This window comes from Paenibacillus sp. FSL F4-0122 (assembly GCF_038002845.1).
Classification (GTDB): domain Bacteria; phylum Bacillota; class Bacilli; order Paenibacillales; family Paenibacillaceae; genus Paenibacillus_AQ; species Paenibacillus_AQ odorifer.
The window spans coordinates 5,146,995-5,173,923 of sequence record NZ_JBBODI010000001.1 but is presented as its reverse complement, the minus strand read 5'-3'; the positions used below and the strand labels follow the sequence as shown (position 1 = coordinate 5,173,923).

Genomic DNA, 26,929 nt, shown 5'->3' with positions numbered 1-26,929 from the left:
AAAATCCTCCCTAAGTATGCTTATTGTAATTTCTGAATTCGGTCCCACTGGCTGACGATATCCGTAACGCGTACGCCAAAGTTTTCGTCGATAACAACGACTTCACCTTTGGCAATAAGCTTGTTGTTAACCAAAATATCTACAGGCTCACCTGCGAGCTTGTCCAGCTCAATAATTGAGCCTTGTGACATTTCTAAAATATCTTTGATCTGCTTCTGGGTCCTTCCTAATTCTACGGTTACTCTAAGCGGTATGTCCATCAATAAATTTAAATTATTTTCATCAATATGACCAAAGGCCCCACCATTCAGATTTGCAAATTGCACAGGCTGTACATTTACATTGCGATTTGCCTCAGAATTAAGCGGTGGTGTCTGTCCATATGGCATCCCTTGCGGTGGCATACCGTATGGTGGCATCCCAGGCATTCCATAAGCCGGCATACCCGCTGGAGGATAATAATACCCGCCTTCTGGCATCCCTGGATACGCTGGCATACCCTGCGGTGGATATGGTGGTTGCGTTCCTCCTGCGGGCTGTGAGGGCGCCTGTTGCACCGGAGGTGCTGGAGGTGGTGTCTCCGCAGAATTAGTCATAGCAGGTGTTTCAGCCATTGTGACCGCTGCCTCCTCCTCTGCCGGACTAACATCACCAAGTAGCATGGATACCATATCTTTTGCGAACTGAACAGGCAAGAGCTGCATAATAGTAGAATCTATCAAATCGCCAATTTTAAGCCGGAACGAAATACGAATTAGGGTTTCATCGTCTGGCAGACTGCCTACTCCTTCTCCGCTGGACATATTCAAAATGTCGATACCCGGAGGCGAGATATTAACAAAACGATTAAAAATCGTAGACATCGATGTAGCAGAAGAACCCATCATTTGATTCATAGCTTCTTGCACAGCGCTAATATGAATTTCATTCAACTCTTCATCCTTAGGTTCGCCGGCACCGCCAAGCATCAGATCGGCAATGACCTGTGCATCCCTAATCTTAATAACAAGTGAGTTAATCCCTTGAAACCCATCCACATATTGAACGTGAACAGCTACATGCGGTTTAGGAAAAGCAATTTCAAACTCCCCGCGTGTAATGATCGAAACTTGAGGGGTTGTAATATCTACTTTTTTCCCTAGTAAAGTGGAAAGTGCTGTTGCTGCACTGCCAAACGTTATATTACCAATTTCGCCCAAAGCATCCTGTTCAAACGGTGTTAGATAGTCATCTACCGTTTTCTCCGTAGGAGCTAATGAGCCCTCCGCAGATTGTCTCAGAAGGGCGTCGATTTCTTCTTGGGATAAATAATCTTTACTCGTCAAATTCTTCAACTCCTTCATTGACAATTTCGTCTATTTGCACGGCTACCCGATCTTTAACCATTCCGGGACTTCCGATGAACTTAAGCTTCTCCCCTACCTTAATTGACAGTCCAGAATCTACGTTTCTGTTGAGAGAAATCACGTCACCGACACTAAGCCCTAGGAATTCAGATATGGATAAGCTCGATTCTCCAAGTTCAGCAACAATCGGCAGCTTCGCTTTATGAACTCTAGCTCTAATGGCCAGTAGCTCATCTTCATCCCGCGTCTTCTTCTCTGTCACAAACCATTGGTGAACAGAAAGTCTGGACATGATAGGCTCTAGAACGACATGCGGTATACAAAGATTGATCATGCCTGTTGTATCTCCAATTTTGGTACTTAGAGAGATTAATGCAATGGTCTCATTGGGCGATACAATCTGCATGAACTGCGGGTTCGTCTCAAGAGCTTCCATCCGCGGATGAATATCCAGCACCGTTTTCCAAGCCTCCTGCAGACTCTCAAAACATCTACTAAAGATACGCTCCATAATCGTTGTTTCGATCTCAGTTAGAGCATTAATCTTAGAAGGTGCAGTTCCAAAGCCCCCAAGCAACCTGTCCAGCATAGCAAAAGCAATGTTTGGATGAACTTCCATTACCATGCGGCCCTCTAAAGGTTCAGCTTCAAAAATGTTCAATATCGTCATTTTCGGTATGGAGCGAATAAATTCATCATAAGGGAGCTGCTCTACTTGAACGACATTAATCTGAACGAAGGTGCGCAATTGGGCTGAAAAATACGTTGTAAGATAACGGGCGAAATTGTCATGTATCCGTGTAAGACTGCGGATATGATCTTTGGAAAAGCGGACAGCCCGTTTAAAGTCATAAGAGCGGATTTTCTTCTGAGTTTCTTCCTTTTTAAGTTCATCGGCGTCCATCTCACCTGAAGAAAGTGCAGCAAGTAGAGCATCAATTTCGTTTTGTGATAGTACATCAACCAATTCAATCACCCCCCCATCAAAGAATTATCAGGAATAAAGCTACACAGAAGCCAAAAGGAATTTGGTGATTTCGATCTGAGTAATTTGACCCTCAGTCAATGTCTTATTGATCAGATTAATAAGCTTACTGCTAAGCTGATCTTTTCCATTCGCTCCATTAAGGTCCTCAGGTTTGGTATCTGCAAGCGTCTTGATAATTATTGGTTTGATTTTGATCTCTTTTATTTTTTCGAATTCTTCCTTTGATTTCGCAGAACTCAGTTGGAAGGCGAAATCTACTTGAAGGATAAAATCGGGATCAGCAAGATTTGTTTTGATATCAATGATCTCTGCCGTCAATTCGACGATTTCATCTGCAGTTAAATGTTTTGTTTCCACATTTTGAACAGCAGCACTTACCTCGTTCGTATCTTTCGGAAAGATCCTGTCCATTAGTAAAAATGCGGCGACCACGATCAGAGTAATCGCTAGTAATATCGTGATGAGCCACGGCATCATCTTTTTCATGTTAGCTCCTCCATTGACTGGATTTTAATGGTGGCAGCATATGTGCCTATGTCCCTGTTATAATCCCGGATCTTCGTAATAACCTCATCGGCTTTTTCGAGAACGATCAGTCTTTTTCCGGTTACGAGCGTAATATATGTATCCGGGCTTTCTTCTACCATTTCGACCAGTAGGGCATTGATCCACATCGGTGTTCCATTTAATCTCGTTACCGATATCATAACAGGCCTCCTAACAAAATAGGGGGAGGAGTAACTCCCCCACGACTCCGCATGAACCATTTAAGAAAATATAGAATTTATTGATTAAATTAACGCTTCAGGTTTACTACTTCCTGCAGCACTTCATCAGAAGTTGTGATGATACGGGAATTCGCCTGGAATCCACGCTGTGATACGATCATTTCTGTAAATTCATTGGTAAGATCCACATTGGACATTTCCAGCTGTCCAGAGATGATTGCCCCGGTGCCATCTTCTGTATTGTTCGCTGTAGTCGGAACTAGTTCGCCTTCTGCATTCGCATTAAGTGTCATACGATACAGATTGCCTCCGATTTTCTCCAGACCAGATGGGTTAGTAACCTTGGCTACACCAATCTTCACCCCAGCTCCAGTCGTTCCATCTTCCATGGTCTGAACAATTGTTCCATCATTAGAGATAGAAAACGCCGTTACATCGTCACCTAATTGAATGAGCCCACCGTCGGAATCTAAAACATGAAGTCCGTCAGCGGTAACAAGATTACGCGCAGCGTCAATGTGGAAATCTCCGGCGCGGGTCAGAAACGCAGTTTCTTGATCCTCAGTAAGCTTAACCAGAAAAAAACCATCTCCATCGATACGTAAATCTGTTGGGTTGTTGGTGGTTTGAGCACTACCAGCCAAATGTAGGGTATCTATAGAAGCAATACTAACACCTAGTCCAACTTGTTTCGCGTTTACCCCACCTTGACCATCCTCACCCGGTGCTGTAACACCAGAAACGGTTTGGCTCATAATATCCTTGAACATAACACGTCCGGATTTAAACCCGATAGTGTTGACGTTAGCAATATTATTACCGATTACATCAAGCTTAGTTTGAAAGCCTCTCATTCCTGAAACCCCTGAATACATTGATCTTAACATGTTTAATGTCCTCCCAGATTATAGAGTCCTAATAACTTTCCAAGTGAATTGGGACCGCGTCAGTCGGTCAGCGGCCGCCTCGGCTTTCCGTTAGGACCAGCCTATTATGAAATCACTATTGCACTATCGATTTGTGTAAATACATTATCTTTGATCGAGTTACCATCCATAGCAGTAACTACTGTGCGATTAGGAACGCTAACGATAAACGCCAAATCCTTCATTAATATCAAGGATTCTTTACTTCCCTTAGCAGCAGCTTTGTCCACAGCAGATGAAATTTGATCCAGCTGACCACTTCCAAGCTCTATCCCTCTTTGTTCTAGGCGCTTAGCAGCATGATTGCTGAATTTTAATAGTTTCTGTTGCAGCAAACTCTCAAAAGAAGCTCCCCCCGCCACAGACTGCTTAGGCAGCGAAGATCGTTGTAACGTTGTAGAATGCAGGGACGCAGGATACAGCTGGCCTATAGTAAGCCTGTCACTCATATGCTCGCCCCGCTTCCTCCGCTATTCTCCGGAGTATTACTATCTGTACCAGAACCGCTTTCTGGCGTTGCTGCGGCATTCTGAATTTGTGTAATATCGGTTAAAGCAATTCTGTCTTTTCCCACAACCGCATATTGAATACCATTGCTAACAACGATAGATTCAACATTACCTGTCTTAGGCAGCTTTGTGGCGGTGTCTGTCCATGTAATATCTTTACCAATCAACCCGGATACAGATCCAAGGGACTGATTCATAGCATTAAGCTGAGTAGAGATATTCATCAATTGCTCCACGGATGTGAACTGAGCCATTTGCGCAATAAATTCTTTATCTTCCATCGGTTGCATCGGATCTTGATTTTGCAGCTGAGTAATCAAAATCTTCAAAAACTGATCCTTACCTAAAGTAGAATTACCCGTTGTCCGTGCACTAGAGTCGGGAGTTGTATAATTCCACTGATCTTTAGTAGAGACCGGAACTGTTGTCGCCATAACCACTCACCTCTCTTTCGTTTGTTATTAGAGTTAAGCCTTAGCAGAAAAAGATCCACCTTGGGACTGATCTTCTTGTCCCGCATTTGAAACCCAGTCCTTCCATTCACCATTCAGCTCTGCGGCAAGAACGGCATCACTGGCTTCCTCTCTGCTTTCTTTGGAACGTCTACCCTGCTGTCCACTTCCGGAATTAGGTTGGCGTCCTTCCTGCCCCCATTGCGAATTAAGTGGGGTATTATTTTGCGTAACTTCCAGCTTCTCCACTTGAAGACCCTGAGATTGCAATGCAGCGCGAAGCTGGTTCATTTGTTGCTCCAGCATATCTTTAGCACCGGTATGTTCAGTCATGAACTGGGCAACTAAATGACCATTTTGCATTGTGATCTTAACATCAACTTGTCCGAGATTTTCTGGAAAAAGGGATATAGTCGCTTCAGCGATCCCACCTTTTTGCACAATCTCTAATTTGCCTGTAATGAAACCTGTCATTTCCTGAGCAAATTGCTGAACCGGAACAGGTGTTGCTGGCACTTCAGCCTTCAGGGGTGCTGTAATTCCTCCGCGCAGAGATAACTGACCCGCAGTAACAACCTCATGATCCCCTTCGTTAGCTGTAATTCCTAGCGTGGAATCTAGAGTGGATTCTGTTGACTTCGTTTCCCCGGTTACACCTGTCTTGATTAACGGCGTGTTCGCAGTCTCTGCTTCAGCTTCTTGCACAGTTCCTGAGGTCACTGGCGAGCTGGCAACCGTATCATTTTTCACTACAACAGCTTCTCCGGAACGATTGCTCACATTCTGAAGTGTTTTATCCGTTGGATTATTTTTGCTTTCAGTGATAGCAGGCTGTTCTACGGAAGAAACAGAAGCAGCATTCACATTGCTTGTCTTTCCCTTCCCTTTATTAGTGTTAGAGGAGGACTCTTCTAAAAGCGCTGTGAAATTATTCAATAAACTGATTCCCTTAGCTGCTACTTCCTCATTGCCACTCACTGCAGCTTCCTGAATCATAGAAACTAAACTTTGCAGGTCGTCTTGAACTGCAAATCTCAATGTATCAGCATTCTGTGCCAATGGGGACAAGCTTCCAGCCACTTCTGCTTCCGTTGTAGCAGTGCCATCCTCTGCGGCATGGCTTCCAGATAAAAGTGCAGATACCTGAAGAATCCAAGCCTGTAAGGCTACCAACAGAGCAGGATCACTACTGATACTTTCATCCAGCTTCTCAACATCAGCAGCAAGTTTTTCAAGGAGATCACCCTTCTGAGTGTCTTGCCCTGCTTGCTCTTCTCCAGTCGGCTGCACTTCCTTTAACAGGCCTTGCAGCAAAGAAGCTAGATTTCCCAATAGGGGTTCAGCTGGAGTCGACGAGGTGTTGGCATTGCCTCCCATGGTTTGTACCAGGGTTTGAGCAAATGGTGCAGCTGTCGTTGTTGTGCCCGTTGTAGTCGATGTACTCCCATTTACTGCAGTTGTGTTTGCACTCACAAGCGATTGAACGACTAAACTCATTTATTTTTCACCTCCTTTCCCTATCTATTTAGCACCCATCAGACGATTAACAATTTTCGCAGTTTGCGCGCTATCATTTTTAGTCATTTCTCCCAAAATAGATGAACGAACACTATCACTTACGGTATTCATAATCGTCACAACCTTATCAGGGCTAATCTTGTACATTTCTCCTAGTAACGATGCTGCATTAGCAGGAGTCATTGAACTGAAGGTCTGATTCAACTTTTCCTTATCCAAATTCGTACTGGTTGTCGCAGTTGCTGTTGTACCGGCGTCTTTCTTCAATCTAGATTGAAGAGCTGCAATCGCCATGTCACTCGAAGATGTAGTTTCTTTTAACTTTATCGTTACATCTGCAGCTTTTTGCGGATCCATTTTTTCCAAAATCGCAGTTTTACTCGCTTTACTCATGACACTGAAGATCTGCACCATTTCTTCTGTAGTTAAATTCTCCATGATCGGTGCAGCCTTTGAAGCTTTCATGCCCGCATACAGCTTAGCCAAATCAGAAACCTGTTTCTGATAAGGATCCTCAGCTTCTTCTGTGCTTCCCTCTGCGGTTTCAGCTTCCTTCTTCATTCCTTCAATCTGTGACTCTAGCGCCTGAACCTTGGTATCCTGGGCAGTTTTTTCATCTGTAACCTTCTTCAGGTTTTCTTCCTGCTGGGCGAGCTGAGCTTTAAGCTCCTTAATCGTTGTCGCTGAGCTCACTTCCTGCTTTTTGCTTTCTTCCTTCGGTTTAGAAGGATCTGCAGGCGGATCAGGAACCCATTTTTCCAGGATAGGAATTTTATTCGCAACTTCAAGTACATTATTACGAATGTCCATATTAAAAAGCGTCAACAGTACTCCAAGCAGTACTAGCGTGAATATAATCGGTATCATTAAGAATAAGAACCGCTCAAATTTCCCCGCTGACCCTTCATTTTCAAGTTCCATATCATTATCAATATTAGCCACTAGCGGAAACCTCCCGGGTTAGAGGGATTTCATCGCGAAGCGGACGGTTGCCATCTCATCCAGTTCGTTTTGTTCCCGTAAAATCATACTTTGCTGAAACAATGTCTCAGCCTTGTCTTTTGCCTTCAACCATACTTTTTCATCTAAAACCTTAGTGCTTAACTGATCTTGTTTCTTCTGGACTTCTTGATGTGCACGGCTAATGTCCGTATGCTTACGGGCAATGCATTTATCCAGATATTCCACATACTCCTGCATTTCACGAATCTTAACCATAGGTGTCTTTTGCTCTGCGGCATTTTGTAAGGATAGCATGATAGCACTCCGCTGAAAGATGAGTTCATCCAGGCTTCTTTCCTGTGCCTGCAATTCTCCAAGCGCGCTTGAGAGCATCCATTCTGCCTGTGTCTTCTCATTGCCCTTCAAGTCAACGACTTTTTGAAAAGTATAATGAAACCTCATAATACCGAATCAACTCCTTGAGAACTGTGAAATTAAAGACTGTTGAACTTCAGCCAGCGTAACTTTTTCATTCACCTTTTGTTTGGTGAAATCCCATATACTGTCGATAAATTCCATCGACTCGTCGATTTGAGCATTAGAGCCTCTCTGATAAGCTCCAATATTAATCAAATCCTCTGAATCCTTGTAAACGGCCATAAGGCGCTTCACATTCTCCGCTGCTGCAATCTGTTCTTCTGGAGCAATATCCTTCATTACTCGACTTATGCTGGAAAGAACATCTATTGCTGGAAAGTGTCCTTTGTTAGCAATGTTTCGATTGAGTACGATATGTCCGTCAAGTATTCCTCTGACTGCATCTGCGATTGGCTCGTTCATGTCATCACCATCAACTAGTACCGTGTAGAAGGCTGTTATAGAGCCTGTAGGACCTGTACCAGCACGTTCCAGCAGTTTGGGTAAGCTTGCAAACACCGAAGGTGTATATCCCCGCATGGCTGGCGGCTCTCCAACTGCAAGTCCAACTTCACGTTGGGCCATAGCATAACGGGTGACCGAATCCATCATCAGCATTACATTAAGGCCTCGATCGCGGAAATACTCGGCAATCGTTGTAGCGATAAGCGCACCTTTTATGCGAATCAATGCAGGTTGGTCTGAGGTAGCAACAATTACTACGGATCGCTGCAAGCCCTCTGGTCCCAAATCTCGTTCAATGAAATCCAATACTTCTCTGCCACGCTCACCAATCAGAGCAATAACATTTACGTCAGCTGATGTATTCCGGGCAATCATCCCCATCAAAGTACTCTTGCCGACCCCCGAGCCAGCAAAAATACCGACCCGTTGTCCCTTGCCAATCGTTAGCAAACCGTCAATCGCTCTCACACCGATACTAATGGGCTCCTGCACCCGCGGTCTATTAAGTGGATTGGAAGGAATATTAAAGGTAGAGCTATGTGGCATTCGTGCTGGAATGAGAGAGCCATCAAGCGGCTGCCCCAGACCATCCAGTACTTTTCCTAATAATTCAGAACCTACTTGCACGCTAAGCGGCTTACCAGTGCCCACTACATCACAACCAGGTCCAATCGCCTGCAGTTCACCAAGTGGCATCAATAGTACCTTGTTATCACGGAAACCAACGACCTCAGCTTGCAGCGGTTTGTTTCCTTTAGAAGGGTAGATGTAGCATACATCACCTATACTTGCGTCAGGACCTTCCGATTCAACCATTAGACCGATTACCTGCGTCACTTTCCCATTGATCCTCACCGGATCGAGATTACGAAGTTGCTCCTTATAACGGTTGCTATTAAGCATCGTCTTCCCCATTTCTCTGCTCATCGGTGTCCAGCGCAATTCTTACCAGCTCTTTTTTGATCTCTGCGAGCTGAGTGTCGATTCGAGCATCTATGCTGCCAAAGGAAGAGCGGATAACACATCCTTGGTCTTTTACCGTTGAGTCGGGCAAGATTTGCAGTTCAGCCTGTGAATCAACAGCTAGTGATAATTCTTCCCGAGCAGCATTCACAAAAGCGAACTGCGCTGGGGATACACAAAGTGAGATCAAACCCTGTTCTCGCTTACGAGCCAGATTTTTGCGAATTAAGTCCATTGCGAATTGTGGTTCTATCGTTAATTGCTTGTCCACAATTTTTTCTGCAATATCACAGCTTAACTCTACTAAAAAAGGCTCCGCTTCCTGAATAATAACTTCTCTAGCTTTATAAGCCTCAGTCAAAACAGCACGCGCTTCTTCCATCATCTCTGCAATCTTATGCTTCATCTCTTCCTCAGCCTGAGAAACACCTTCCTCATAACCTTGCTGATGAGCTTCAGCTTTGATAGCTTCGATCAGATGTTCATCCTGCTCACGCCGTTGTTTCCACCACTCTTCAGCCTCCGCTTTCGAGGACTCTACAATCTGTTCCGCTTCAAGAGATGCATTCCGAACCTGCTCTTCAGCAAAATCCTGAGCGTCCTTAAGCATTTGCTTACGCGTCTCTTCTGCCTCTTCACGTGCGGGATCATGATAGTCAGTCTCGCTTAAAGTCTCCTCGGGAACGGGCTCCTCAGTTAGGCCCGCATATTGCCGGGCCTGTTCCAATCTTTTAAAGACATCAACCGGAACATACTGGGAGTGTTTGATCAGCTTAGACAATGATGTCATCTCCTCCGCCACGAGCGATGATAATTTCACCAGACTCTTCGAGTCTGCGGATCGTGCCTACAATACGAGTCTGTGCTTCTTCAACATCACGCAGCCGCACAGGACCCATGTATTCCATTTCTTCTCGGAACGTTTCTGCCATACGCTTGGACATATTTCTGAAAATAACATCCCGTACTTCTTCGCTGGCAACCTTGAGAGCAAGCTGTAGATCCGCATTATCAATATCACGAATAATGCGTTGGATCGAACGATTGTCCACATTGACAATATCTTCGAATACGAACATCCGTTTCTTGATCTCTTCGGCAAGTTCTGGATCTTGAATTTCGAGAGAATCCAGAATCGTACGTTCTGTCCCCCGGTCAACCCCATTCAAGATTTGTACAATCGATTCGATACCACCAGCATTTGTATAATCCTGAGTTACTGTAGCGGAAAGCTTCTGCTCCAGCACACGTTCAATTTGCGTAATTACCTCCGGAGAGGTGCTGTCCATAACAGCAATTCTTCTCGCCACCTCTGCCTGCTTCTCTTGAGGAAGCGAGGAGAGGATTGCAGCAGCTTGTTCAAATTGCAGATAAGACAATACAAGTGCAATAGTCTGTACATTTTCATTCTGGATAAAGTTGAGAATCTGATTAGGATCCGCTTTTCGTGCAAAATCGAAAGGTCTTACTTGCAATGTTGCAGTCAGACGATTAATGACCTCCATTGCTTTTGTTGACCCAAGCGCTTTCTCCAGAATTTCTTTAGCGTAGTTAATACCGCCTTGTGATATATATTCCTGGGCGAGGCATATCTGATGGAATTCAGACATGATCGACTCTTTTTCACTGCTGTCCACTTTGCGAACATTGGCAATTTCAAGAGTCAGCTGTTCAATTTCCTCGTCTCTTAAATGTTTGAAAATTTGCGCCGATACCTCGGGCCCTAGTGTGATAAGCAGGATCGCAGCTTTTTGACGGCCACTAAGTCCCTGCTGGCTAGCCTTTGCCATTAGTTCACCTCTGTTCGTCTGCAAGCCATGTACGCAGCAGATTTACGAATTCGTCTGGCTTCTTCTTGGCCAAACTTTCCAATTGCTTACGAACTTGACTTTCATTCGTCACGCTCTCCAAGTTAATAGAAGGAAATTCAGTAGGAACCTGCAATGGAATGTCTTCATCTTCCTCTTCCACAGTCTGTTTACGACTCCGGTAGATTAGATATCCTCCACCTGCTCCAACCAGCAATGCTGCTGCTCCGATAGCCCATATCATCCAAGAAGCGAGACCACCTTTAACGGTGTTGGCATCGGTGCCACCAAATTGTTGCGAGTAGACCGAAACCTTTTTGGTCAAATCAGCGTCTGTATATGTAGTACCTGAATCTGCAAGAGAAGCGCGAACAATATTCACCAAAATATTTTGAATTGCAGCTGATGTTGCATCATCTAAAGTTTTTTCTCCTGAAGGTGGTTCAACTGCAACATTTATGGTTAAGTCTTTAACAGTATACGGACTAGCAATAACATCTTTAGTAATTCGGTTAACTTCGTAGTTCCTCGTTTCAGAAGATTCCTCCGAGGTAGAAGTATCCGCACCCGCATCAGAAGGATAGCCCGTAACATCTTGAGAACCAGTGCCAGCCACTCCGCCAGTCGTGTTTCCTTGACCCGAATACGAATTACTAATTATCTGTGAACTGATCTCAATCCCCTTCATGTTCTCTGTATCCACAGGGGTAACAAGATCTTCCTTCCGGTTTTCCTTGTCAAAGTTCAACTTTGAGAACACAAGAACATCCACTTTATCAGGACCGGTAAGAGTGCTAAGGAATTGTTTCACATTTTTCTTTACTTCTTCTTCGAATTTTTTCTGAAGAGCGAAGTTTTCTTCAACTTGGTTTGTGACACCAGCCTGTCCACCTTTAGCTGTTGGCATTAATTCAATTTCATTATTTGCAATGGTAATGTTGTCAATTGGCAAATTGGGCACAGCAGTTTTCACAAGATTGAAATACCCGTCAATATTGTCTTGAGTAGGTCTAAATCCTGGATCAAATGAAAGCACAACGGATGCAGATGCCTGCTCCTGATCAGCCTGTGAGGCAAAAACTGTCTCTTTAGGCAAATTAATCAGCACTTTTGCATCTTTAATCCCTTGCATGCGTCTCATTAACTGTTCAACTTCACCGTTTAATGCATTATTGTACTTCACGTTAAACTCGCTATCTGTTGTACCAATCATCGATGAGTTTTCATCAAAGACTTTATATCCGATAGAACCACCTTGAACAATCCCCTGAGAACCGATATCCACCTTGACCCGAGCTGCTTCTGTACTTGGTACAGAAATACTCTTTCCATCTTGACTTAATCGGTATGAAACACCTGCTGAATCTAAGGCTTTCATTACTCCAGCCGAATCCGTACTGTCCAAATCTTGAAATGCTACTTCATATTCTGTTTTTGAAAGCTGCATGGTCATAACTACGATTATTATTAGAATGATAAACAATGTTGAAAAGAATAAAATCTTCTGTTTACCACTAAATCTGTTCCAATACAAGAGAACCTTCTCCCGATATTGGGCAAATCTTTCATTCACAGTGTCACCCCATCCGAAACTAAGCTAGGATTTATTATATTTGAGTTCTCATAATTTCTTGATAGGCTTCAATCACTTTGTTCCGGACTTGTGTAGTCAACTGTAAACTCAGTAGAGCCTGTTGGGAAGAAATCATCACTTCGTCAATGTTCACTTCTCCCAATACAAATTTATTACTCATATCCTTAGCTTGTTGTTCCTGATCAGCCACTTTATTGAGCGCATCCTCAAGATAAGAGCCAAAGCTCTCCATCGAATTAGCAGGAGTGGATGAAACTTCGGAAGATGTCGGTTTCATAGCAAGCTGCTGTACAGCCTGAACCCCATTAGATATATTCTGTATCAACTGTTTCCCCCCCCTTAAGTTAATTAACATTCATTTATCTACCAATTTCGAGTGCCTTGCTTACCATAGCCTTGGATGCATTAAGCATCGTGACATTGGCATCATAAGAACGAGATGCAGATAACATATCAACCATTTCTTTGGTAATGTCTACGTTTGGCATATAGACATATCCTTCAGCATCCGCATCAGGATGGCTCGGATTGTATACCGGTTTCAATGGTGAAGTATCTTCTATGATCGACTGCACCTTAACCCCTTCATTGCTATTGTTCATTTTCGAATTTAGTATATTCGAGAATTTATTACTTTCGTTCGTTTCCAAAACAACCAACTTACGTCGGTAAGGAACAGCCTTGCCATCAACCACGGATGCTCTTGTAGTTTCAGCGTTGGCTACGTTGGAAGAAATTACATCCATCCGCAACCGTTGAGCCGTTAATGCAGATGCGCTGATCCCAAAACTACTACCAAAGTTCATACTCTCTTATCCTCCTTGAATTACGGCTCGCATCATCGAAATCTGGCTGTTAATCTGTTCAACATAAGAACTATACCTAAGCTGGTTCTCTGCGCTTAACGCCATTTCGCGATCTACATCCACATTATTGTCGTTATTGTTCATAGAGGTAGTTTCATCAGTATTCTCAACAGCAGCGGGAACAATTGTGTTGCTGCCAAATTGATAATGCCGGGTATCCGAAACTTTCGCTCTAAGTGTAGATTGGATTCCACTTTCCTGTTGTTGCAGGATACTTTCGAATGAAACATCAGAACGTTTGAAATTGGGCGTATCTTGATTAGCCACGTTATTTGCTAGAGCACTTTGTCGTTTATAGGCAGCATCAATGCCTCCCTGCAATCGTTGAAAACTGACACTATTCAGCAATCCCAAGACAATTCCTCCTTTCAAAGCTATCATAATGAAAAGAATTCCACAACTTCCATCAAAAAACCTGCTTGCTTTCGACAAATAAAGAAGAAAAATACTCAAAATTTACGGTATTCCGTCGAACGCTGTCGCAATGAATAACATTTAGCATTTTCACATACATTGATTTTCATTTAATTTGTATATTATTACAATAAGAAATAAGCCCTATCTTTTTAGAAAAGACAGGGCTTTTAGCACTTTATTACTATTTATTTACATTTTTAACTCATTATTTTCTTTTTAATTGCATGTTTTGACATATTTTTACGTTTTCACGACACCAATTTGTAATTTATCTAATCCGTTATGCCCAAATTCAAAATACATAGATTTTTTGTTTTTTTTGTCACATTAAAGAATATACTGACTTAAATCACGATCCTGAGCTATACTTGCCAATTTCTCGCGCACATACTCCGGGGTAATAACCATTTTCTCCAAAGTCAGCTCAGGTGCTTCAAAAGAAAGATCCTCTAACAGCTTCTCCAAAATAGTATGAAGACGCCGTGCACCTATATTCTCCATATTTTGATTCACTGAAGCCGCTATTTTGGCAATCTCATGTATAGCATCCTTCTGGAATTCCACTTCTAAATTTTCTGTTTTAAGCAGATTCACATATTGTTTAGTTAAAGCATTCTCCGGTTCCGTCAAAATAGAAACGAAATCCTCTAACGTTAGACTGCTCAGCTCTACGCGAATCGGAAAACGGCCTTGAAGTTCTGGAATCAAATCTGAAGGCTTAGCAATATGGAAAGCTCCGGCAGCCATAAAGAGTACATAGTCCGTCTTCACAGGACCGTATTTCGTCATAATGGTCGAGCCCTCTACAATCGGCAAAATATCCCGTTGCACGCCTTCACGCGACACATCCGGTCCAGACCCTTTTCCCTGACTTGCTACTTTATCGATTTCATCGATAAAAATAATGCCTGATTGTTCAGCCCGAGTCACGGATTCCTGGATCACATCATCCATATCAATCAGCTTGGCCGCCTCATCCTGAATGAGTACCTTGCGCGCTTCGCGAATAGGAAGCTTACGTTTCTTCGTCCGCTTAGGCAGCAAACTGCCGAACATCTCTTGCATATTCATACCCATTTGGTCGTTACCTTGACCTGCAAACATATCCATCATAGTTGGCGCTGTATCCTCAACATCAATTTCAATGATGTCATCTTCCAGCTGACCAGCTAACAGCTTAAATCTAACCCCACGGCGGCGTTCACTTAAACTTCCATCCTGCTCAGTGTCTTCTTTAGAGTCCTCTTGTGCAGAATTCCCTCCAAAAATCATCTCGAAAGGATTCTTTTGTGATTTATTTTTGGAAGAGGAAGGGACCAATATAGAAATGATCCGCTCATTAGCCAGTTCTTCCGCACGATCCTTAACCTTCTCCGTACGCTCAAGCTTGACCATACGAATAGAAGTCTCTACCAGATCACGAACCATAGATTCCACATCTCGACCTACATAACCGACCTCAGTGAATTTAGTAGCCTCCACTTTGATGAACGGTGCATTAACAAGCTTTGCTAGACGCCGGGCGATCTCTGTCTTACCCACACCTGTAGGTCCGATCATCAGGATGTTCTTAGGGACGACTTCATCACGCAGTTCCTCTGCTAGCAGACTGCGCCGATACCGATTACGGAGCGCAACAGCTACCGATTTCTTGGCTTGCTTCTGACCTACGATATATTTATCCAATTCGGCTACAATTTGACGGGGTGTAAGCGATTGATTCACCATCGTGAATTCCTCCTTGTCTCTATGGCACTGAGTCTATAATTGTTCAACAATAATGTTGGAATTAGTGTACACACAAATTTCAGATGCTACCTGAAGCGATTCTCTAGCAATATCCGCAGCGGAAAGATTGGGTGCATGACGTTTGAGTGCTCGACCTGAAGCCAGCGCAAAATTACCACCGGAACCAATCGCAAGAACGTCATCATCCGGTTCGATAATTTCACCATTTCCGGAGATCAGGAGCATTCCTTCCTTATCCATAACAATCATCAAAGCTTCAAGCTTCCGAAGAATACGATCTTGACGCCAGTCCTTCGCTAATTCAACTGCAGCCCGCTGCAGGTTCCCATGATGTTCCTCCAGCTTGCCCTCGAATTTTTCGAATAGGGTAATAGCATCCGCAACGGACCCCGCAAAACCTGCTATTACTTGTCCTCTGTACAGGCGACGGACTTTTCTGGCCGTCGTCTTCATAATAACACTCTCTCCGAATGTAACCTGTCCATCACCTGCTATAGCTGCCTGTCCGTTATGTCTTACAGCACAAATTGTAGTCGCATGAAAGCTGGGTACCATGATTGTAAGTTACCTCCTTAAGATGGGCTTTGTTCGCTATCGACAACCTCCGGCTCCGAATAAGCGAGTCCTGTACGGTTGGCATACTCGGCAAGACTGTCCAGAGCGCGATGAGCTAACATTTCATTCTTTTCCTTCTTATTGCGGATCTTCTTCTCTACCTTTGGCAACAGACCGAAATTGGCATTCATAGGCTGAAAATGCTCTGGATCGGCTGAAGTAATATAAGCTGGCATGCTGCCTAGAACAGTATCCTGCGGGAAGATCAGTCCTTCCTGTCCGAGTGCTGCCCGTGCAGCATTAATACCAGCTATGAGCCCGGAAGCAGCTGATTCAACATAACCTTCTACACCTGTCATCTGTCCAGCAAAAAAGAGTCTTTCCTTGCCTTTCATCTGATAGGTAGGGTGCAGAAGTTTAGGAGAATTAATAAATGTATTTCTGTGCATCACACCATAACGAACATATTCAGCATTCTCAAGACCTGGGATCAGCGAGAATACACGCTTTTGCTCGCCCCATTTCAAATGGGTCTGAAAACCAACAAGATTGTAAAGTGTGCCGGCAGCGTTATCCTGACGGAGTTGCACAACCGCGTAAGGAAGTTTACCTGTATGCGGATTGATAAGTCCTACTGGCTTCATTGGGCCAAATAACGCTGTTTGCTTGCCGCGTTTCATCATGATTTCGATAGGCATACAGCCCTCAAAGTATATTTCTTTCTCAAAATCTTTGAGTGCTGCTGTCTCAGCAGAAATCAACGCATCATAGAACACGTCGAACTCCTCTTCTGTCATCGGACAGTTCAGATAAGCCGCTTCACCTTTATCATAACGGGAAGCCAAATACACCTTGTTCATATCAATGGTGTCTTTCTCAACAATCGGTGCTGCTGCATCATAGAAGTAGAAATACTCTTCACCCAGCAGCCCTTTTATTTCAGCGGATAATGCCGGTGAAGTTAGTGGGCCCGTTGCAATAACAACAATCCCTTCCTCCGGTATATGCGTAAGTTCTTCATTTATGACTTCAACGAGCGGATGATTATGCAAAGTATGGGTGATCTCACCTGAGAATCCGTCCCGATCTACGGCGAGTGCTCCTCCTGCGGGTACCGCGTGTCGGTCAGCAGCACCTAATACAAGAGAGTTCAAACGCCGCATTTCTTCCTTCAATACACCTACAGCATTTCCTAATCCATTCGCACGCAAGGAGTTGCTGCATACCAGTTCAGCAAATTGATTCGTGTGATGGGCTGGCGTCTTTACTACAGGTCTCATCTCATATAATCTTACCGGTACTCCTAGTGATGCTATTTGCCAAGCGGCTTCGCTTCCTGCGAGGCCCGCTCCAATTACTGTTACTTTTGCTGTATCTGACACTGTCTTTTTTCCTCCCATAGAGACTATTAATCTGCTAATTCTTCTTCGTTGTCTAGAACCGCCTCTGTATGATCACAAGACGTACATTGTAGCTTGGTTCCTTGCTTATTACGTTTCTCAATCATCCAAGATCCACATGATGGACATGGTTTTATAGAAGGTCTATCCCATGAAACGAAATCACAACCAGGGTACTGGTCGCAGCCATAGAAAACACGCCCTTTTTTGCTGCGTCGCTCCACAACCTTACCTTCATGACATTTAGGACAAGTTACGCCAATATCCTTGATAATCGGTTTCGTGTTTCGGCAATCCGGAAAGCCAGAGCATGCTAGGAATTTCCCAAAGCGACCCAGCTTATACACGAGAGGTTTGCCGCATTTCTCACAGATCTCATCAGAGACTTCATCTTCAATCTCAATTTCTTTCATCTCTTCTTCCGCGAACACCAAACGCTTCTCAAACGATTCGTAAAACTCTGCAAGAACCTTTACCCAGTCTTCTGAGCCCTCTTCCACATGGTCAAGATCCCCTTCCATGTTCGCCGTGAACTCAACGTTTAGGATTTCCGGGAAAAATTGCTCCATCTGCTCTATAACAAGCTCGCCAAGTTCGGTTGGCATGAATTTTTTCTCTTCAATAGCCACATACCCACGCTTCTGGATGGTTTCCAGCGTTGGGGCATATGTACTTGGACGGCCTATACCCAGCTCCTCAAGCGTCTTTACAAGTCTTGCTTCCGTATATCGTGGAGGCGGTTGTGTAAAGTGCTGCTTAGGCTCGATCTCCTGCTTATTTAAAGCATCTCCCGCTTGAAGCGGCGGCAAATACTTGTCTTCATCTGTAGTTCCGTCATCGTTGCCTTCTACATAAACCTTCATGAACCCGGGGAATGAAACCTTCGAACCAACAGCTCTGAATGTAGCAGTACCTGCAGCAATATCGACCGAAAGCGTATCCAGCAGGGCAGAAGACATCTGACTTGATACGAATCGCTCCCACACTAGCTTGTAGAGACGGAATTGATCACGGCTCAAGAACTCTTTGACCATTTCAGGTTCGCGTAATGCCGAGGTAGGACGAATCGCTTCATGCGCTTCCTGTGCTCCAGCTGCCTTTTTAGAATACTGCCGTGGGGATTCTGGCAAGAACTTCTCACCATACTTAGCTGTTATAAGCTCTTTAGCTTCATCCTGAGCGGTGACAGAGAGACGCGTGGAGTCTGTACGCATATAAGTGATCAAACCTACGGTACCTTCTTTACCGAGTTCCACACCTTCGTATAGCTGCTGTGCAACAGACATTGTCTTAGCGGCACGGAATCCAAGCTTACGGGCTGCTTCCTGTTGTAGGGAGCTGGTGGTAAAAGGAGCCGAAGGATGACGTTGTCTTTCCTTCTCCTTCACATCACTCACCTTAAAAGATGCGTTCTTAATGGCTTCAAGAACCTCCTGAACATCACTTTCCTGGTTCAGTTCTTTTTTCACACCATTCAGCTTATGAAACTTAGCTTCAAAGACGGAATCCCGTATTCCAAGCTTGGCTGTTATGCTCCAATATTCGGTGGGTACAAAAGCGGAGATTTCATTCTCACGATCCATAATGATCTTCACGGCAACGGATTGTACACGTCCAGCAGATAAACCTTTTTTGACTTTCTTCCATAATAGAGGGCTAATCTTGTACCCTACCAGTCGATCCAGAATACGTCTAGCCTGCTGTGCATTCACGAGATCCATATTAATCTTACGCGGTGTCTTAAAAGCATCTTTTACCGCTTGTTTGGTGATCTCATTAAAAACAACTCTGCATTCTTGTGTATTATCTAAATCCAGCGCATGCGCCAAATGCCAAGCAATTGCTTCCCCTTCGCGGTCGGGGTCAGCTGCGAGATAAACTTTTTTAACTTTTTTACTAGCGTCTTTCAATTCCTTCAATATAGATCCTTTACCGCGGATAGTAATATATTTGGGACTGAAATCATTCTCCACCTCAACACCAATTTGACTCTTCGGTAGATCTCTAATATGTCCCATTGATGCCTTTACAATATATTTACTACCTAGATATTTGCCAATTGTCTTCGCTTTTGCAGGCGACTCGACAATAACTAATGCATCTGCCATAGACTCTTCCTCCTCGTTAACACTCGCACCTCTATATTAAATTACCTTATAAATAGCTCCTGGTAATTGTGTTACCGCTTTTTTTATGATTAAAGATAACAGAACTGAATGCAAATGTCCAAAATCCCATCCTGTTCTTACAAGCAGATCGTCCAATATAAAAGGGCCTTGATGCAGTATATGGTATAGGTGAGACTCCTCATTTGTCAATTTCTTTTCAATCATAAAGTCGTCTGCTGTCTGTTCGGTAGTGCTATTATTCCCTGTTTTTATTACGTTTGTCGGCAAATAAGAAGTATATTCTTCTATAATATCTAATCCACTGGTTACCAGCTTTGCACCCTGTTTGATAAGCTCTAACGCCCCTCTGCTCTTAGGTGATGTGATAGGTCCGGGAACTGCGAAGACATCCCTTCCAGCTTCCAAGGCAGCATCGGCTGTAATAAGTGATCCACTGCGACTGTCAGCCTCCACGACCACTGTCCCCCGTGATAAACCTGCTATGATCCGATTACGCTGTGGAAATAATCCAGGATGACTTTTAGTTCCAAGAGGATACTCTGTGATGACAAGCCCTTTTTGAGAGATACGCCGCTCCAGCTCAATATTCTCAGTTGGATAGACTTTGTCCAACCCTGTTGCCACTACCGCTATCGTCCCTCCACCGCTTCTTAGCGCCGCTTCATGACAAATGCTATCGATCCCCCTCGCAAGTCCGCTAACCACCGTTAGACCTGCTGCACTAAGCTCCTCCGCGAGAATCTCCCCTACCTTTCGTCCATATGCTGTTGGCACACGAGTGCCAACCATCGCCACACTAGGAGTTGATAACAGTTCCAAACGCCCCCGATAATAAAGGATCCACGGTGGCTGTGCCGTCTCCTTCAACAAAACAGGATAAGCCGCATCAAACACAGTGACCATCTTCACTGCACATTCTTCCATTAATAAGCGCCTTTTAGCGATCCACTCTAACGTATATATGGAAGCAAGATAATTCGACAGCTTTCTGTTCAATCCGATCGTTTCCCAATCTTTTGCACTACAGGAAAATGCTCGTTCTGACATTAAGCCGGCTCTGCGGATCTTGTCGATACTCTTCCAGCCAATCCCCTCCACTTCATTAAAACCAAACAGCAGATCTTTTTCTTCCATATAAGCTTACTCTCCTTTAATGGAAGGGTTAGCCTTCCCTATTTTGTAACATGAATTTGACGAATGCAATATTTTCTTTTAATTCAATATTTTTCTATGTTAAAAAACAAAAAAAGCAACCTTTCATCCCTTAGATAGGAACAAAAGGTTGCTTACCTCTGAAATAATTATACACGAAAGAAGCCCACTCGCGTAGAGTGAATTCCTTCAATTATATAAAATAATTAATGCGTTGTAAATGCGCTAAGAATACCGCGTTCTTCAAGCACACTCACAAGCGTTGAGCCCATTTCGGCAGGTGTAGGAGCGACCTTGATTCCGCACGATTCAAGTACGGCAATTTTCTCACTCGCTGTTCCTTTGCCTCCGGAAATAATAGCACCCGCATGCCCCATACGTTTGCCAGGAGGGGCAGTAGCACCGCCAATAAACCCTACAACCGGCTTAGTCATATGCTCACGAATCCACTCTGCTGCTTCTTCCTCTGCGGTTCCGCCAATTTCACCAATCATGATGACTGCCTTTGTACCCGGATCCTCATTAAAAAGCTTCAGAATATCAATAAACTCCGAGCCTTTAACAGGGTCTCCGCCAATACCTACAGCTGAAGATTGCCCGATTCCACGCGTGGTCAGCTGATGAACAGCCTCATAGGTTAGAGTTCCGCTGCGCGAGACAACACCTACATACCCTGGCATATGAATATAACCCGGCATAATTCCTATTTTGCATTCCCCAGGAGTGATAACTCCCGGACAGTTGGGTCCGATCAATACAGTAGAGCGCCCCTCCATATAACGGGACACCTTTACCATATCAAGCACTGGAATCCCTTCGGTAATACAAATCACCAAGTCGAGTTCTGCGTCCACGGCTTCCATTATGGAGTCTGCTGCGAATGCTGGCGGTACATAGATTACACTAGCGGTTGCGCCTGTAGCCGCCTTAGCAGCTACAACAGTATCGAATACCGGAAGGCTAACCTCACTGCCATTTTCAAGCGTGATTTTGACAGATGTTCCACCTTTACCCGGTGTTACCCCTCCAACCATCTGTGTTCCATAATCCAGCGCACCTTTAGTATGGAACAAACCCGTTGATCCTGTAATTCCCTGCGTGATAACTTTCGTATTTTTATCTACAAGAATGCTCATGCCTTAAGTCACATCCCTACTTATATTGTCAAATACGATAACTGGCTTCCTAAATCAGGCCATTATTGCACAAGAGACACAATCTTACGGGCACCGTCCGCCATAGAATCAGCAGCAACAATATTAAGTCCCGATCCAGCCAAAATCTGCTTGCCTAATCCAACATTTGTTCCCTCAAGACGCACAACCAGCGGTTTGGTCAAACCCAGTTGACTAGCCGCTTCTACAACACCGTTAGCGATAACATCACAGCGCATAATACCGCCGAAAATATTAACAAAAATCCCGTTCACCTTTTCATCCGATAAAATGATTTTAAAGGCTTCTGTTACCTTCTCGGTCGTTGCACCGCCCCCTACATCCAGGAAGTTGGCGGGTTCGCCCCCATAATACTTAATAATATCCATAGTCGCCATCGCGAGACCTGCACCGTTTACCATGCACCCAATATTGCCATCAAGCGCAATATAGCTAAGGTCATACTTCGAGGCTTCGATTTCCTTTAAATCCTCTTCATCCAAATCCCGCAGCTCTAGAATATCCTTATGACGGAACAAGGCATTGGAATCAAAATTCAGTTTGGCATCCAGTGCCATCACATTCCCATCCGCAGTCACTACCAATGGGTTAATTTCGGCAATAGAGCAATCTTTATCCACGAAAGCTAAATATAGCGCTTGCATGAATTTCACAGTTTTGCCTACCAGCTCATTGGGAATAGAGATGCTGTAAGCCAGCTTGCGCGCCTGGAAAGTCTGCAAACCCACTGCCGGATCAATGATCTCTTTAAAAATTTTCTCCGGATGTGTTGCAGCTACTTCTTCAATCTCAGTACCGCCTTCTTCAGAAGCCATCATGACCACTCGGCCAGTTCCTCTGTCAACTACGATACCAATGTAATACTCCTTAACAATTTGACAACCCTCTTCAATGAGCAGTCTTTTTACTACCTTACCCTCCGGTCCAGTCTGGTGAGTTACTAGAGTCTTTCCAAGAATCTCAGTTGCGTAACTACGCACCTCATCGATATTCTTAGCAACCTTTACTCCTCCAGCTTTACCGCGTCCACCTGCGTGAATCTGAGCTTTAACTACAACAACCGGTGTGCTCAGTGACTCTGCGGCTTCTACCGCTTCCTCCACTGTATAAGCTACTTTTCCATTCGGTACGGCTACACCGTACTTCTTAAGCACTTCTTTTCCCTGATACTCGTGGATATTCATAGCGGTAGCCTCCTAAAGTAGCGTGGTGACTAAACAGGCAGCCTGTCGTCATCTCGCTTTCCGTTTTGATTGCCGCGGGGTTAGGGATAGGCTGATGTTATACATGCAGCACTATTCCGGAACCAGCAGAAACTGATCTACCACTCGTAAAAAGAATGGCACTATTTCTGCAAGAGACATTGTGTAAATCTATAAGACTAAGCTTATATTTACCTATATGCCATACAAAGGAACCCAGAATAGTGTAACATGTTTTTAAAACGCTTACCTTAAATATATTCATGATTTGTACACATTTTTTCGCTTGATTTCATGCCGAAATGCGAACGATCGCATTGACTCCTTACTGCGCTTACTTTTTACTATCTTGGATATTAGCTTCGTGAACACGATTCAATAAGTCTTTAAACTGATCAAGTAGCTCTATGGATTCATTATTTGTCAGTGTCGTTTCTTCCATCATTTTGCCGGGAATACACACGGCATCACTTTGGAGTGCCCAGCCTTGTTTCGTTAGTGAGATTAATACTTTTCGCTCATCCTGCATCGAGCGTTCACGTATAATCAGGCCTGCGGCTTGCAAGCGCTTCAATAGCGGAGTCAGCGTTCCTGAATCCAAAAATAACGCCTCACCAATCTCTTTCACTGTACATTGCTGCCGTTCCCATAACACAAGCATTACTAGGTATTGGGAGTAAGTTAAACCGATCTTATCCAAGTACGGTTGGTACAGCTTTGTAATCTCACGCGAGCAAGCATAAATGGTAAAACAGAGCTGATTCTCGATCAGCAGCTCTGGGGTTGTAGTCATTTTCTGCATATCTTCTTCACTCATTTTCATATTTATTCACCCGCCTTATCTCTTTATTTTATCATAATTCACTCACACATCATAATAATAGCAAAAAATTAATTTGACTTTTATATTAATTGTGATAAATTAGATTGTACACAAACTAATTAATGAATAGGAGAGATTTATTATGATGACAATTCAACAAAAGATGTATGAAACAACAGTTAAAGCGGTTGGGGGAAGAAACGGTTATATAGAATCAGAAAGTCCTAAACTCAACCTTACGATCAGTACACCACGCGAAATGGGTGGCGCCGGTGGTGAAGGCACTAATCCTGAACAATTATTCGCAGCTGGCTACTCCGCTTGTTTTGACAGTGCCCTAAACATGGTTGCTCGACTTGGCAAAGTGAAGATTGAAGGCAGCGAAGTTACGGCTACTGTTAGCTTTGGTAAAGTTGAAGATGGCGGGTTCGGCATTGCGGTTAAGCTTGACGTGCTGGTTAAGGGCGTTGACAGAGAAACCGCAACATCTTTGGTAGAAGCTGCCCATGGCGCATGTCCTTACTCCCGTGCTACTCGTGGCAATATCGAAGTAGAATTGAATGTACTGTAAGAAATTATAGAGAAAAATGTATGTGAAATTCACTAAACGATCTAACCTTCGTTTGAATACGTGGCATTTCGCATTCGAAGTAGCTAACGGACACAGTTGATCTTAAACGCAACTTAATCCCATATTTGGAATGCTATCGGACCTCATGGAAGCTATTGGAATGAAAATCACCCAATATAACCTTCTTCCGAAGGAATAGCGTCTCCAGAGTCCGAACCTACGCTCCAAGGGCTAAAACTTGCAAATAACGTCCTCTAGGTCCGTTCCGTAAACATCAGAGGATAATGATGATTCGGCGGTGTTCGTAACTAACGGTCCATAATATAGAGCAGCGATTCTCCCATAACGGGAATCGCTGCTCTTTTATCTTTATTCCTCCGCTATTACCTGCCGATCCAGATTACGGTATTGCACAGCTTCCGCGAGATGTGCAGAAGAAATATCCTGTGCACCCTCTAGATCAGCTATGGTACGGGATAGCTTAATAATCCGATCATGCGCTCGCATGCTTAGACCTAAATTCTCCAAAATGTCATACAGCATTTGAGCACTCTCTCGGTTTAGGCTCGCATATTTCCGAAGGGAAGCACCGGAAAGTTCACTGTTCCATGAAATCGCCAGTCGTTTGTAACGTTTAGCTTGGATGGCCTGAGCAGCCAACACCTCCGCACGCATATCTGCTGACGATAAAACATGCCCCTGCCGATCCCATTCCTTCGGGCGGGGAACATCAACCTGTAAGTCGATCCGATCCAATAAAGGACCAGATATTTTTGCCCGATATTGGGCAATCCTGGCAGGACTACAGGTACAATTTTGCTGGGAGATACCGCTTCCAAAAAAGCCGCAGCTGCACGGATTCATCGATGCAGCGAGCATGAATTTGGCAGGAAAAGTAAAGGAAGCTCGGGCACGACTTATAGTAACCACCCCATCTTCGAGGGGCTGTCGCAGCACTTCAAGTACATTCCGGGAGAATTCTGGCAATTCATCCAGAAACAGAATACCTCGATGTGCAAGACTTACCTCACCTGGCTTGGGAATACCGCCCCCTCCAATTAATCCGGCAGAAGATATCGTGTGGTGTGGAGAACGAAATGGACGACTTCGCAGCAAACCGTTGTGTGCATCCTTCAAATTTCCAGCCGCACTAAAAATTTTGGTTACCTCCAGCGCCTCACTGTCCGACAATTGCGGAAGGATACTGGGAAGGCGTTTGATCAGCATCGTTTTGCCTGTGCCAGGTGGACCGATGAGCATAATATTATGCATTCCTGCAGCCGCGATAGTTAATGCTCTTTTCACATGTTGCTGTCCAAGCACATCACTGTAATCATCCATGATCTCATTAGCTTCGGAAGAAGCAGCCTCAGAATCAGAATATATAGGGTTATATTTGAGATGCTCTACAGAAAGAACAAGCACCGGAGGTTGTTCTTTTGCCCCCACCCCCATACTCACGGATACAGGAAAAGGAAGTGGTGATCCTTCAGATTCTTCTATAGGAACTAGCTTATCTATAATCGGACCAAAGCTGGCCACAGGTTCAGCAGCATTCACTAACGCTTGCAAATGGTTGAGGGTATAAACATTCATGCCACTAATTAAAGCGGCTTCTGCCGCATTGCCCTGCGGGAGCAGAACGGCTTTAAACCCGCTTTTACGCGCTGCTTCAACCATCGGCAGCACACCCGATACCGGACGCAGACTGCCGTCGAGCGCAAGCTCTCCAATTAAAAGCATCTCTTGAGCTGAAGGCATAATCAACTGGCCACTAGTTATCAGTATGCCTAAAGCAATCGCTAGATCAAAAGCGGAACCTTCTTTACGCAGGTCAGCTGGGGCAAGATTGATCGTAATACGCTGCTGTGGATAGCGGTAACCGCAATTTTTAACGGCAGCCCTAACTCGTTCAACAGCCTCGCGAATTGCTGAATCTGGTAAGCCAATGATATTCGTCTGCGGCAATCCATTTGCAAGATCGATTTCCACACCAATCATTACCCCTTCAATCCCATACAGACACGCGCTAAACATTTTCCCATACATAATAAAAACACCTCATCTCCTGAAATACACCCTAATTTGGGGTGTCATAGCTTCAAGAAAAAAGGTGCTTCCTTATTTTCCAAATATATATTAGCTGTTAAGTACATTATAGAAGTTGTGTCCTAACGCAATCTGTGAGCAATTTATCTTTAGAATAAGAAATTCAAGTTTTACATAAAAGCGAA

General features: G+C 44.1%; 27 protein-coding genes. 1 reads left to right on the top strand and 26 read right to left on the bottom strand.

Annotated elements, in window-relative coordinates:
• Positions 1-20: 20 nt before the first annotated feature.
• The 25 genes from fliY to MHH49_RS22465 all read right to left on the bottom strand — a co-directional run bounded on the left by fliY (position 21) and on the right by MHH49_RS22465 (position 24,124).
• Complete coding sequence (gene fliY, locus MHH49_RS22585) at positions 21-1,325, bottom strand: flagellar motor switch phosphatase FliY (RefSeq protein WP_036688526.1); 1,305 nt, start codon at positions 1,323-1,325, stop codon at positions 21-23.
• Positions 1,315-2,313 carry a flagellar motor switch protein FliM gene (gene fliM / locus MHH49_RS22580; protein WP_036688529.1) on the bottom strand — a complete coding sequence of 333 codons (999 nt, stop codon included), beginning with the start codon at positions 2,311-2,313 and terminating at the stop codon, positions 1,315-1,317. The genes fliY and fliM overlap by 11 nt, the downstream gene beginning before the upstream one ends.
• A gap of 39 nt (positions 2,314-2,352) precedes the next feature.
• The gene (locus MHH49_RS22575; RefSeq protein ID WP_076100380.1) at positions 2,353-2,820 is read right to left on the bottom strand and encodes a flagellar basal body-associated FliL family protein; all 468 of its coding nucleotides are present in this window, start codon (positions 2,818-2,820) and stop codon (positions 2,353-2,355) included.
• Complete coding sequence (locus tag MHH49_RS22570) at positions 2,817-3,041, bottom strand: flagellar FlbD family protein (protein WP_036688535.1); 225 nt, start codon at positions 3,039-3,041, stop codon at positions 2,817-2,819. The genes MHH49_RS22575 and MHH49_RS22570 overlap by 4 nt, the downstream gene beginning before the upstream one ends.
• 89 nt (positions 3,042-3,130) lie before the next feature.
• On the bottom strand, positions 3,131-3,949 hold the full coding sequence (gene flgG, locus MHH49_RS22565) for a flagellar basal body rod protein FlgG (protein WP_076100379.1): 819 nt from the start codon (positions 3,947-3,949) through the stop codon (positions 3,131-3,133).
• Positions 3,950-4,053: 104 nt separating this feature from the next.
• Positions 4,054-4,437: a TIGR02530 family flagellar biosynthesis protein gene (locus MHH49_RS22560; RefSeq protein ID WP_076100377.1), complete on the bottom strand. Its 384-nt coding sequence runs from the start codon at positions 4,435-4,437 to the stop codon at positions 4,054-4,056.
• Positions 4,434-4,931, bottom strand: coding sequence for a flagellar hook capping FlgD N-terminal domain-containing protein (locus MHH49_RS22555; RefSeq protein WP_036688543.1), 498 nt, complete (start codon positions 4,929-4,931; stop codon positions 4,434-4,436). Before MHH49_RS22555 ends, MHH49_RS22560 begins: the two co-directional genes overlap by 4 nt.
• Before the next feature lie 33 nt (positions 4,932-4,964).
• Positions 4,965-6,446: a flagellar hook-length control protein FliK gene (locus MHH49_RS22550; RefSeq protein WP_076275225.1), complete on the bottom strand. Its 1,482-nt coding sequence runs from the start codon at positions 6,444-6,446 to the stop codon at positions 4,965-4,967.
• A 24-nt stretch (positions 6,447-6,470) separates the two neighbouring features.
• Positions 6,471-7,388: a MotE family protein gene (locus MHH49_RS22545; protein WP_076275241.1), complete on the bottom strand. Its 918-nt coding sequence runs from the start codon at positions 7,386-7,388 to the stop codon at positions 6,471-6,473.
• A gap of 39 nt (positions 7,389-7,427) precedes the next feature.
• A complete protein-coding gene (fliJ, locus tag MHH49_RS22540) occupies positions 7,428-7,871 on the bottom strand; it encodes a flagellar export protein FliJ (RefSeq protein ID WP_038571963.1) in 444 nt (147 codons plus the stop codon).
• Between the two features lie 9 nt (positions 7,872-7,880).
• Positions 7,881-9,194 (bottom strand): flagellar protein export ATPase FliI, encoded by a 1,314-nt coding sequence (gene fliI, locus MHH49_RS22535; protein ID WP_036688546.1) that lies wholly within the window; start codon positions 9,192-9,194, stop codon positions 7,881-7,883.
• Positions 9,187-10,035 (bottom strand): FliH/SctL family protein, encoded by an 849-nt coding sequence (locus MHH49_RS22530; protein WP_038571966.1) that lies wholly within the window; start codon positions 10,033-10,035, stop codon positions 9,187-9,189. Before MHH49_RS22530 ends, fliI begins: the two co-directional genes overlap by 8 nt.
• A complete protein-coding gene (gene fliG, locus MHH49_RS22525) occupies positions 10,028-11,044 on the bottom strand; it encodes a flagellar motor switch protein FliG (protein ID WP_038571969.1) in 1,017 nt (338 codons plus the stop codon). Before fliG ends, MHH49_RS22530 begins: the two co-directional genes overlap by 8 nt.
• A gap of 4 nt (positions 11,045-11,048) precedes the next feature.
• Positions 11,049-12,635: a flagellar basal-body MS-ring/collar protein FliF gene (gene fliF / locus MHH49_RS22520; RefSeq protein ID WP_076106359.1), complete on the bottom strand. Its 1,587-nt coding sequence runs from the start codon at positions 12,633-12,635 to the stop codon at positions 11,049-11,051.
• A gap of 34 nt (positions 12,636-12,669) precedes the next feature.
• Positions 12,670-12,981 carry a flagellar hook-basal body complex protein FliE gene (gene fliE, locus MHH49_RS22515; protein ID WP_036688553.1) on the bottom strand — a complete coding sequence of 104 codons (312 nt, stop codon included), beginning with the start codon at positions 12,979-12,981 and terminating at the stop codon, positions 12,670-12,672.
• A 34-nt stretch (positions 12,982-13,015) separates the two neighbouring features.
• Complete coding sequence (flgC, locus tag MHH49_RS22510) at positions 13,016-13,462, bottom strand: flagellar basal body rod protein FlgC (RefSeq protein WP_036688555.1); 447 nt, start codon at positions 13,460-13,462, stop codon at positions 13,016-13,018.
• Positions 13,463-13,468: 6 nt separating this feature from the next.
• Positions 13,469-13,876 (bottom strand): flagellar basal body rod protein FlgB, encoded by a 408-nt coding sequence (flgB, locus tag MHH49_RS22505; RefSeq protein WP_038571975.1) that lies wholly within the window; start codon positions 13,874-13,876, stop codon positions 13,469-13,471.
• 390 nt (positions 13,877-14,266) lie between these two features.
• Positions 14,267-15,667, bottom strand: a complete 1,401-nt coding sequence (gene hslU, locus MHH49_RS22500; RefSeq protein WP_076100372.1) for an ATP-dependent protease ATPase subunit HslU — start codon at positions 15,665-15,667, stop codon at positions 14,267-14,269.
• Positions 15,668-15,700: 33 nt separating this feature from the next.
• Positions 15,701-16,243, bottom strand: a complete 543-nt coding sequence (gene hslV / locus MHH49_RS22495) for an ATP-dependent protease subunit HslV (RefSeq protein WP_036688562.1) — start codon at positions 16,241-16,243, stop codon at positions 15,701-15,703.
• Positions 16,244-16,260: 17 nt separating this feature from the next.
• The gene (gene trmFO, locus MHH49_RS22490; RefSeq protein ID WP_076100371.1) at positions 16,261-17,643 is read right to left on the bottom strand and encodes an FADH(2)-oxidizing methylenetetrahydrofolate--tRNA-(uracil(54)-C(5))-methyltransferase TrmFO; all 1,383 of its coding nucleotides are present in this window, start codon (positions 17,641-17,643) and stop codon (positions 16,261-16,263) included.
• Positions 17,644-17,651: 8 nt separating this feature from the next.
• Positions 17,652-19,751 carry a type I DNA topoisomerase gene (gene topA / locus MHH49_RS22485; RefSeq protein WP_036688567.1) on the bottom strand — a complete coding sequence of 700 codons (2,100 nt, stop codon included), beginning with the start codon at positions 19,749-19,751 and terminating at the stop codon, positions 17,652-17,654.
• Positions 19,752-19,787: 36 nt separating this feature from the next.
• Positions 19,788-20,906, bottom strand: a complete 1,119-nt coding sequence (dprA, locus tag MHH49_RS22480; RefSeq protein ID WP_076100369.1) for a DNA-processing protein DprA — start codon at positions 20,904-20,906, stop codon at positions 19,788-19,790.
• A 224-nt stretch (positions 20,907-21,130) separates the two neighbouring features.
• Positions 21,131-22,060 (bottom strand): succinate--CoA ligase subunit alpha, encoded by a 930-nt coding sequence (gene sucD, locus MHH49_RS22475; RefSeq protein WP_076100368.1) that lies wholly within the window; start codon positions 22,058-22,060, stop codon positions 21,131-21,133.
• 62 nt (positions 22,061-22,122) lie between these two features.
• Entirely contained in the window at positions 22,123-23,283 is a 1,161-nt protein-coding gene (gene sucC / locus MHH49_RS22470; protein WP_038571984.1) for an ADP-forming succinate--CoA ligase subunit beta, read from the bottom strand.
• A gap of 352 nt (positions 23,284-23,635) precedes the next feature.
• Positions 23,636-24,124, bottom strand: a complete 489-nt coding sequence (locus MHH49_RS22465; RefSeq protein ID WP_235219564.1) for a MarR family winged helix-turn-helix transcriptional regulator — start codon at positions 24,122-24,124, stop codon at positions 23,636-23,638.
• Between the two features lie 142 nt (positions 24,125-24,266).
• On the opposite strand from MHH49_RS22465, the gene MHH49_RS22460 reads away from it, so the two are divergent.
• The gene (locus MHH49_RS22460) at positions 24,267-24,695 is read left to right on the top strand and encodes an organic hydroperoxide resistance protein (RefSeq protein WP_076100366.1); all 429 of its coding nucleotides are present in this window, start codon (positions 24,267-24,269) and stop codon (positions 24,693-24,695) included.
• 369 nt (positions 24,696-25,064) lie between these two features.
• Here the strand turns inward: MHH49_RS22460 and MHH49_RS22455 are convergent, their stop codons facing one another.
• Complete coding sequence (locus MHH49_RS22455; protein WP_076100365.1) at positions 25,065-26,744, bottom strand: YifB family Mg chelatase-like AAA ATPase; 1,680 nt, start codon at positions 26,742-26,744, stop codon at positions 25,065-25,067.
• Positions 26,745-26,929 lie beyond the last annotated feature (185 nt).

Bases quoted from the DNA above. Each gene is read 5' to 3' on its own strand.
- MHH49_RS22575 (WP_076100380.1), bottom strand. From the start codon at position 2,820: ATGAAAAAGATGATGCCGTGGCTCATCACGATATTACTAGCGATTACT.
- MHH49_RS22570 (WP_036688535.1), bottom strand. From the start codon at position 3,041: ATGATATCGGTAACGAGATTAAATGGAACACCGATGTGGATCAATGCC.
- flgG (WP_076100379.1), bottom strand. From the start codon at position 3,949: ATGTTAAGATCAATGTATTCAGGGGTTTCAGGAATGAGAGGCTTTCAA.
- MHH49_RS22560 (WP_076100377.1), bottom strand. From the start codon at position 4,437: ATGAGTGACAGGCTTACTATAGGCCAGCTGTATCCTGCGTCCCTGCAT.
- MHH49_RS22555 (WP_036688543.1), bottom strand. From the start codon at position 4,931: ATGGCGACAACAGTTCCGGTCTCTACTAAAGATCAGTGGAATTATACA.
- MHH49_RS22550 (WP_076275225.1), bottom strand. From the start codon at position 6,446: ATGAGTTTAGTCGTTCAATCGCTTGTGAGTGCAAACACAACTGCAGTA.
- MHH49_RS22545 (WP_076275241.1), bottom strand. From the start codon at position 7,388: ATGGAACTTGAAAATGAAGGGTCAGCGGGGAAATTTGAGCGGTTCTTA.
- fliJ (WP_038571963.1), bottom strand. From the start codon at position 7,871: ATGAGGTTTCATTATACTTTTCAAAAAGTCGTTGACTTGAAGGGCAAT.
- fliI (WP_036688546.1), bottom strand. From the start codon at position 9,194: ATGCTTAATAGCAACCGTTATAAGGAGCAACTTCGTAATCTCGATCCG.
- fliG (WP_038571969.1), bottom strand. From the start codon at position 11,044: ATGGCAAAGGCTAGCCAGCAGGGACTTAGTGGCCGTCAAAAAGCTGCG.
- flgC (WP_036688555.1), bottom strand. From the start codon at position 13,462: ATGAACTTTGGTAGTAGTTTTGGGATCAGCGCATCTGCATTAACGGCT.
- hslU (WP_076100372.1), bottom strand. From the start codon at position 15,667: ATGGTGAATCAATCGCTTACACCCCGTCAAATTGTAGCCGAATTGGAT.
- hslV (WP_036688562.1), bottom strand. From the start codon at position 16,243: ATGGTACCCAGCTTTCATGCGACTACAATTTGTGCTGTAAGACATAAC.
- trmFO (WP_076100371.1), bottom strand. From the start codon at position 17,643: ATGGGAGGAAAAAAGACAGTGTCAGATACAGCAAAAGTAACAGTAATT.
- topA (WP_036688567.1), bottom strand. From the start codon at position 19,751: ATGGCAGATGCATTAGTTATTGTCGAGTCGCCTGCAAAAGCGAAGACA.
- dprA (WP_076100369.1), bottom strand. From the start codon at position 20,906: ATGGAAGAAAAAGATCTGCTGTTTGGTTTTAATGAAGTGGAGGGGATT.
- sucD (WP_076100368.1), bottom strand. From the start codon at position 22,060: ATGAGCATTCTTGTAGATAAAAATACGAAAGTTATCACGCAGGGAATT.
- sucC (WP_038571984.1), bottom strand. From the start codon at position 23,283: ATGAATATCCACGAGTATCAGGGAAAAGAAGTGCTTAAGAAGTACGGT.
- MHH49_RS22465 (WP_235219564.1), bottom strand. From the start codon at position 24,124: ATGAAAATGAGTGAAGAAGATATGCAGAAAATGACTACAACCCCAGAG.
- MHH49_RS22460 (WP_076100366.1), top strand. From the start codon at position 24,267: ATGATGACAATTCAACAAAAGATGTATGAAACAACAGTTAAAGCGGTT.
- MHH49_RS22455 (WP_076100365.1), bottom strand. From the start codon at position 26,744: ATGTATGGGAAAATGTTTAGCGCGTGTCTGTATGGGATTGAAGGGGTA.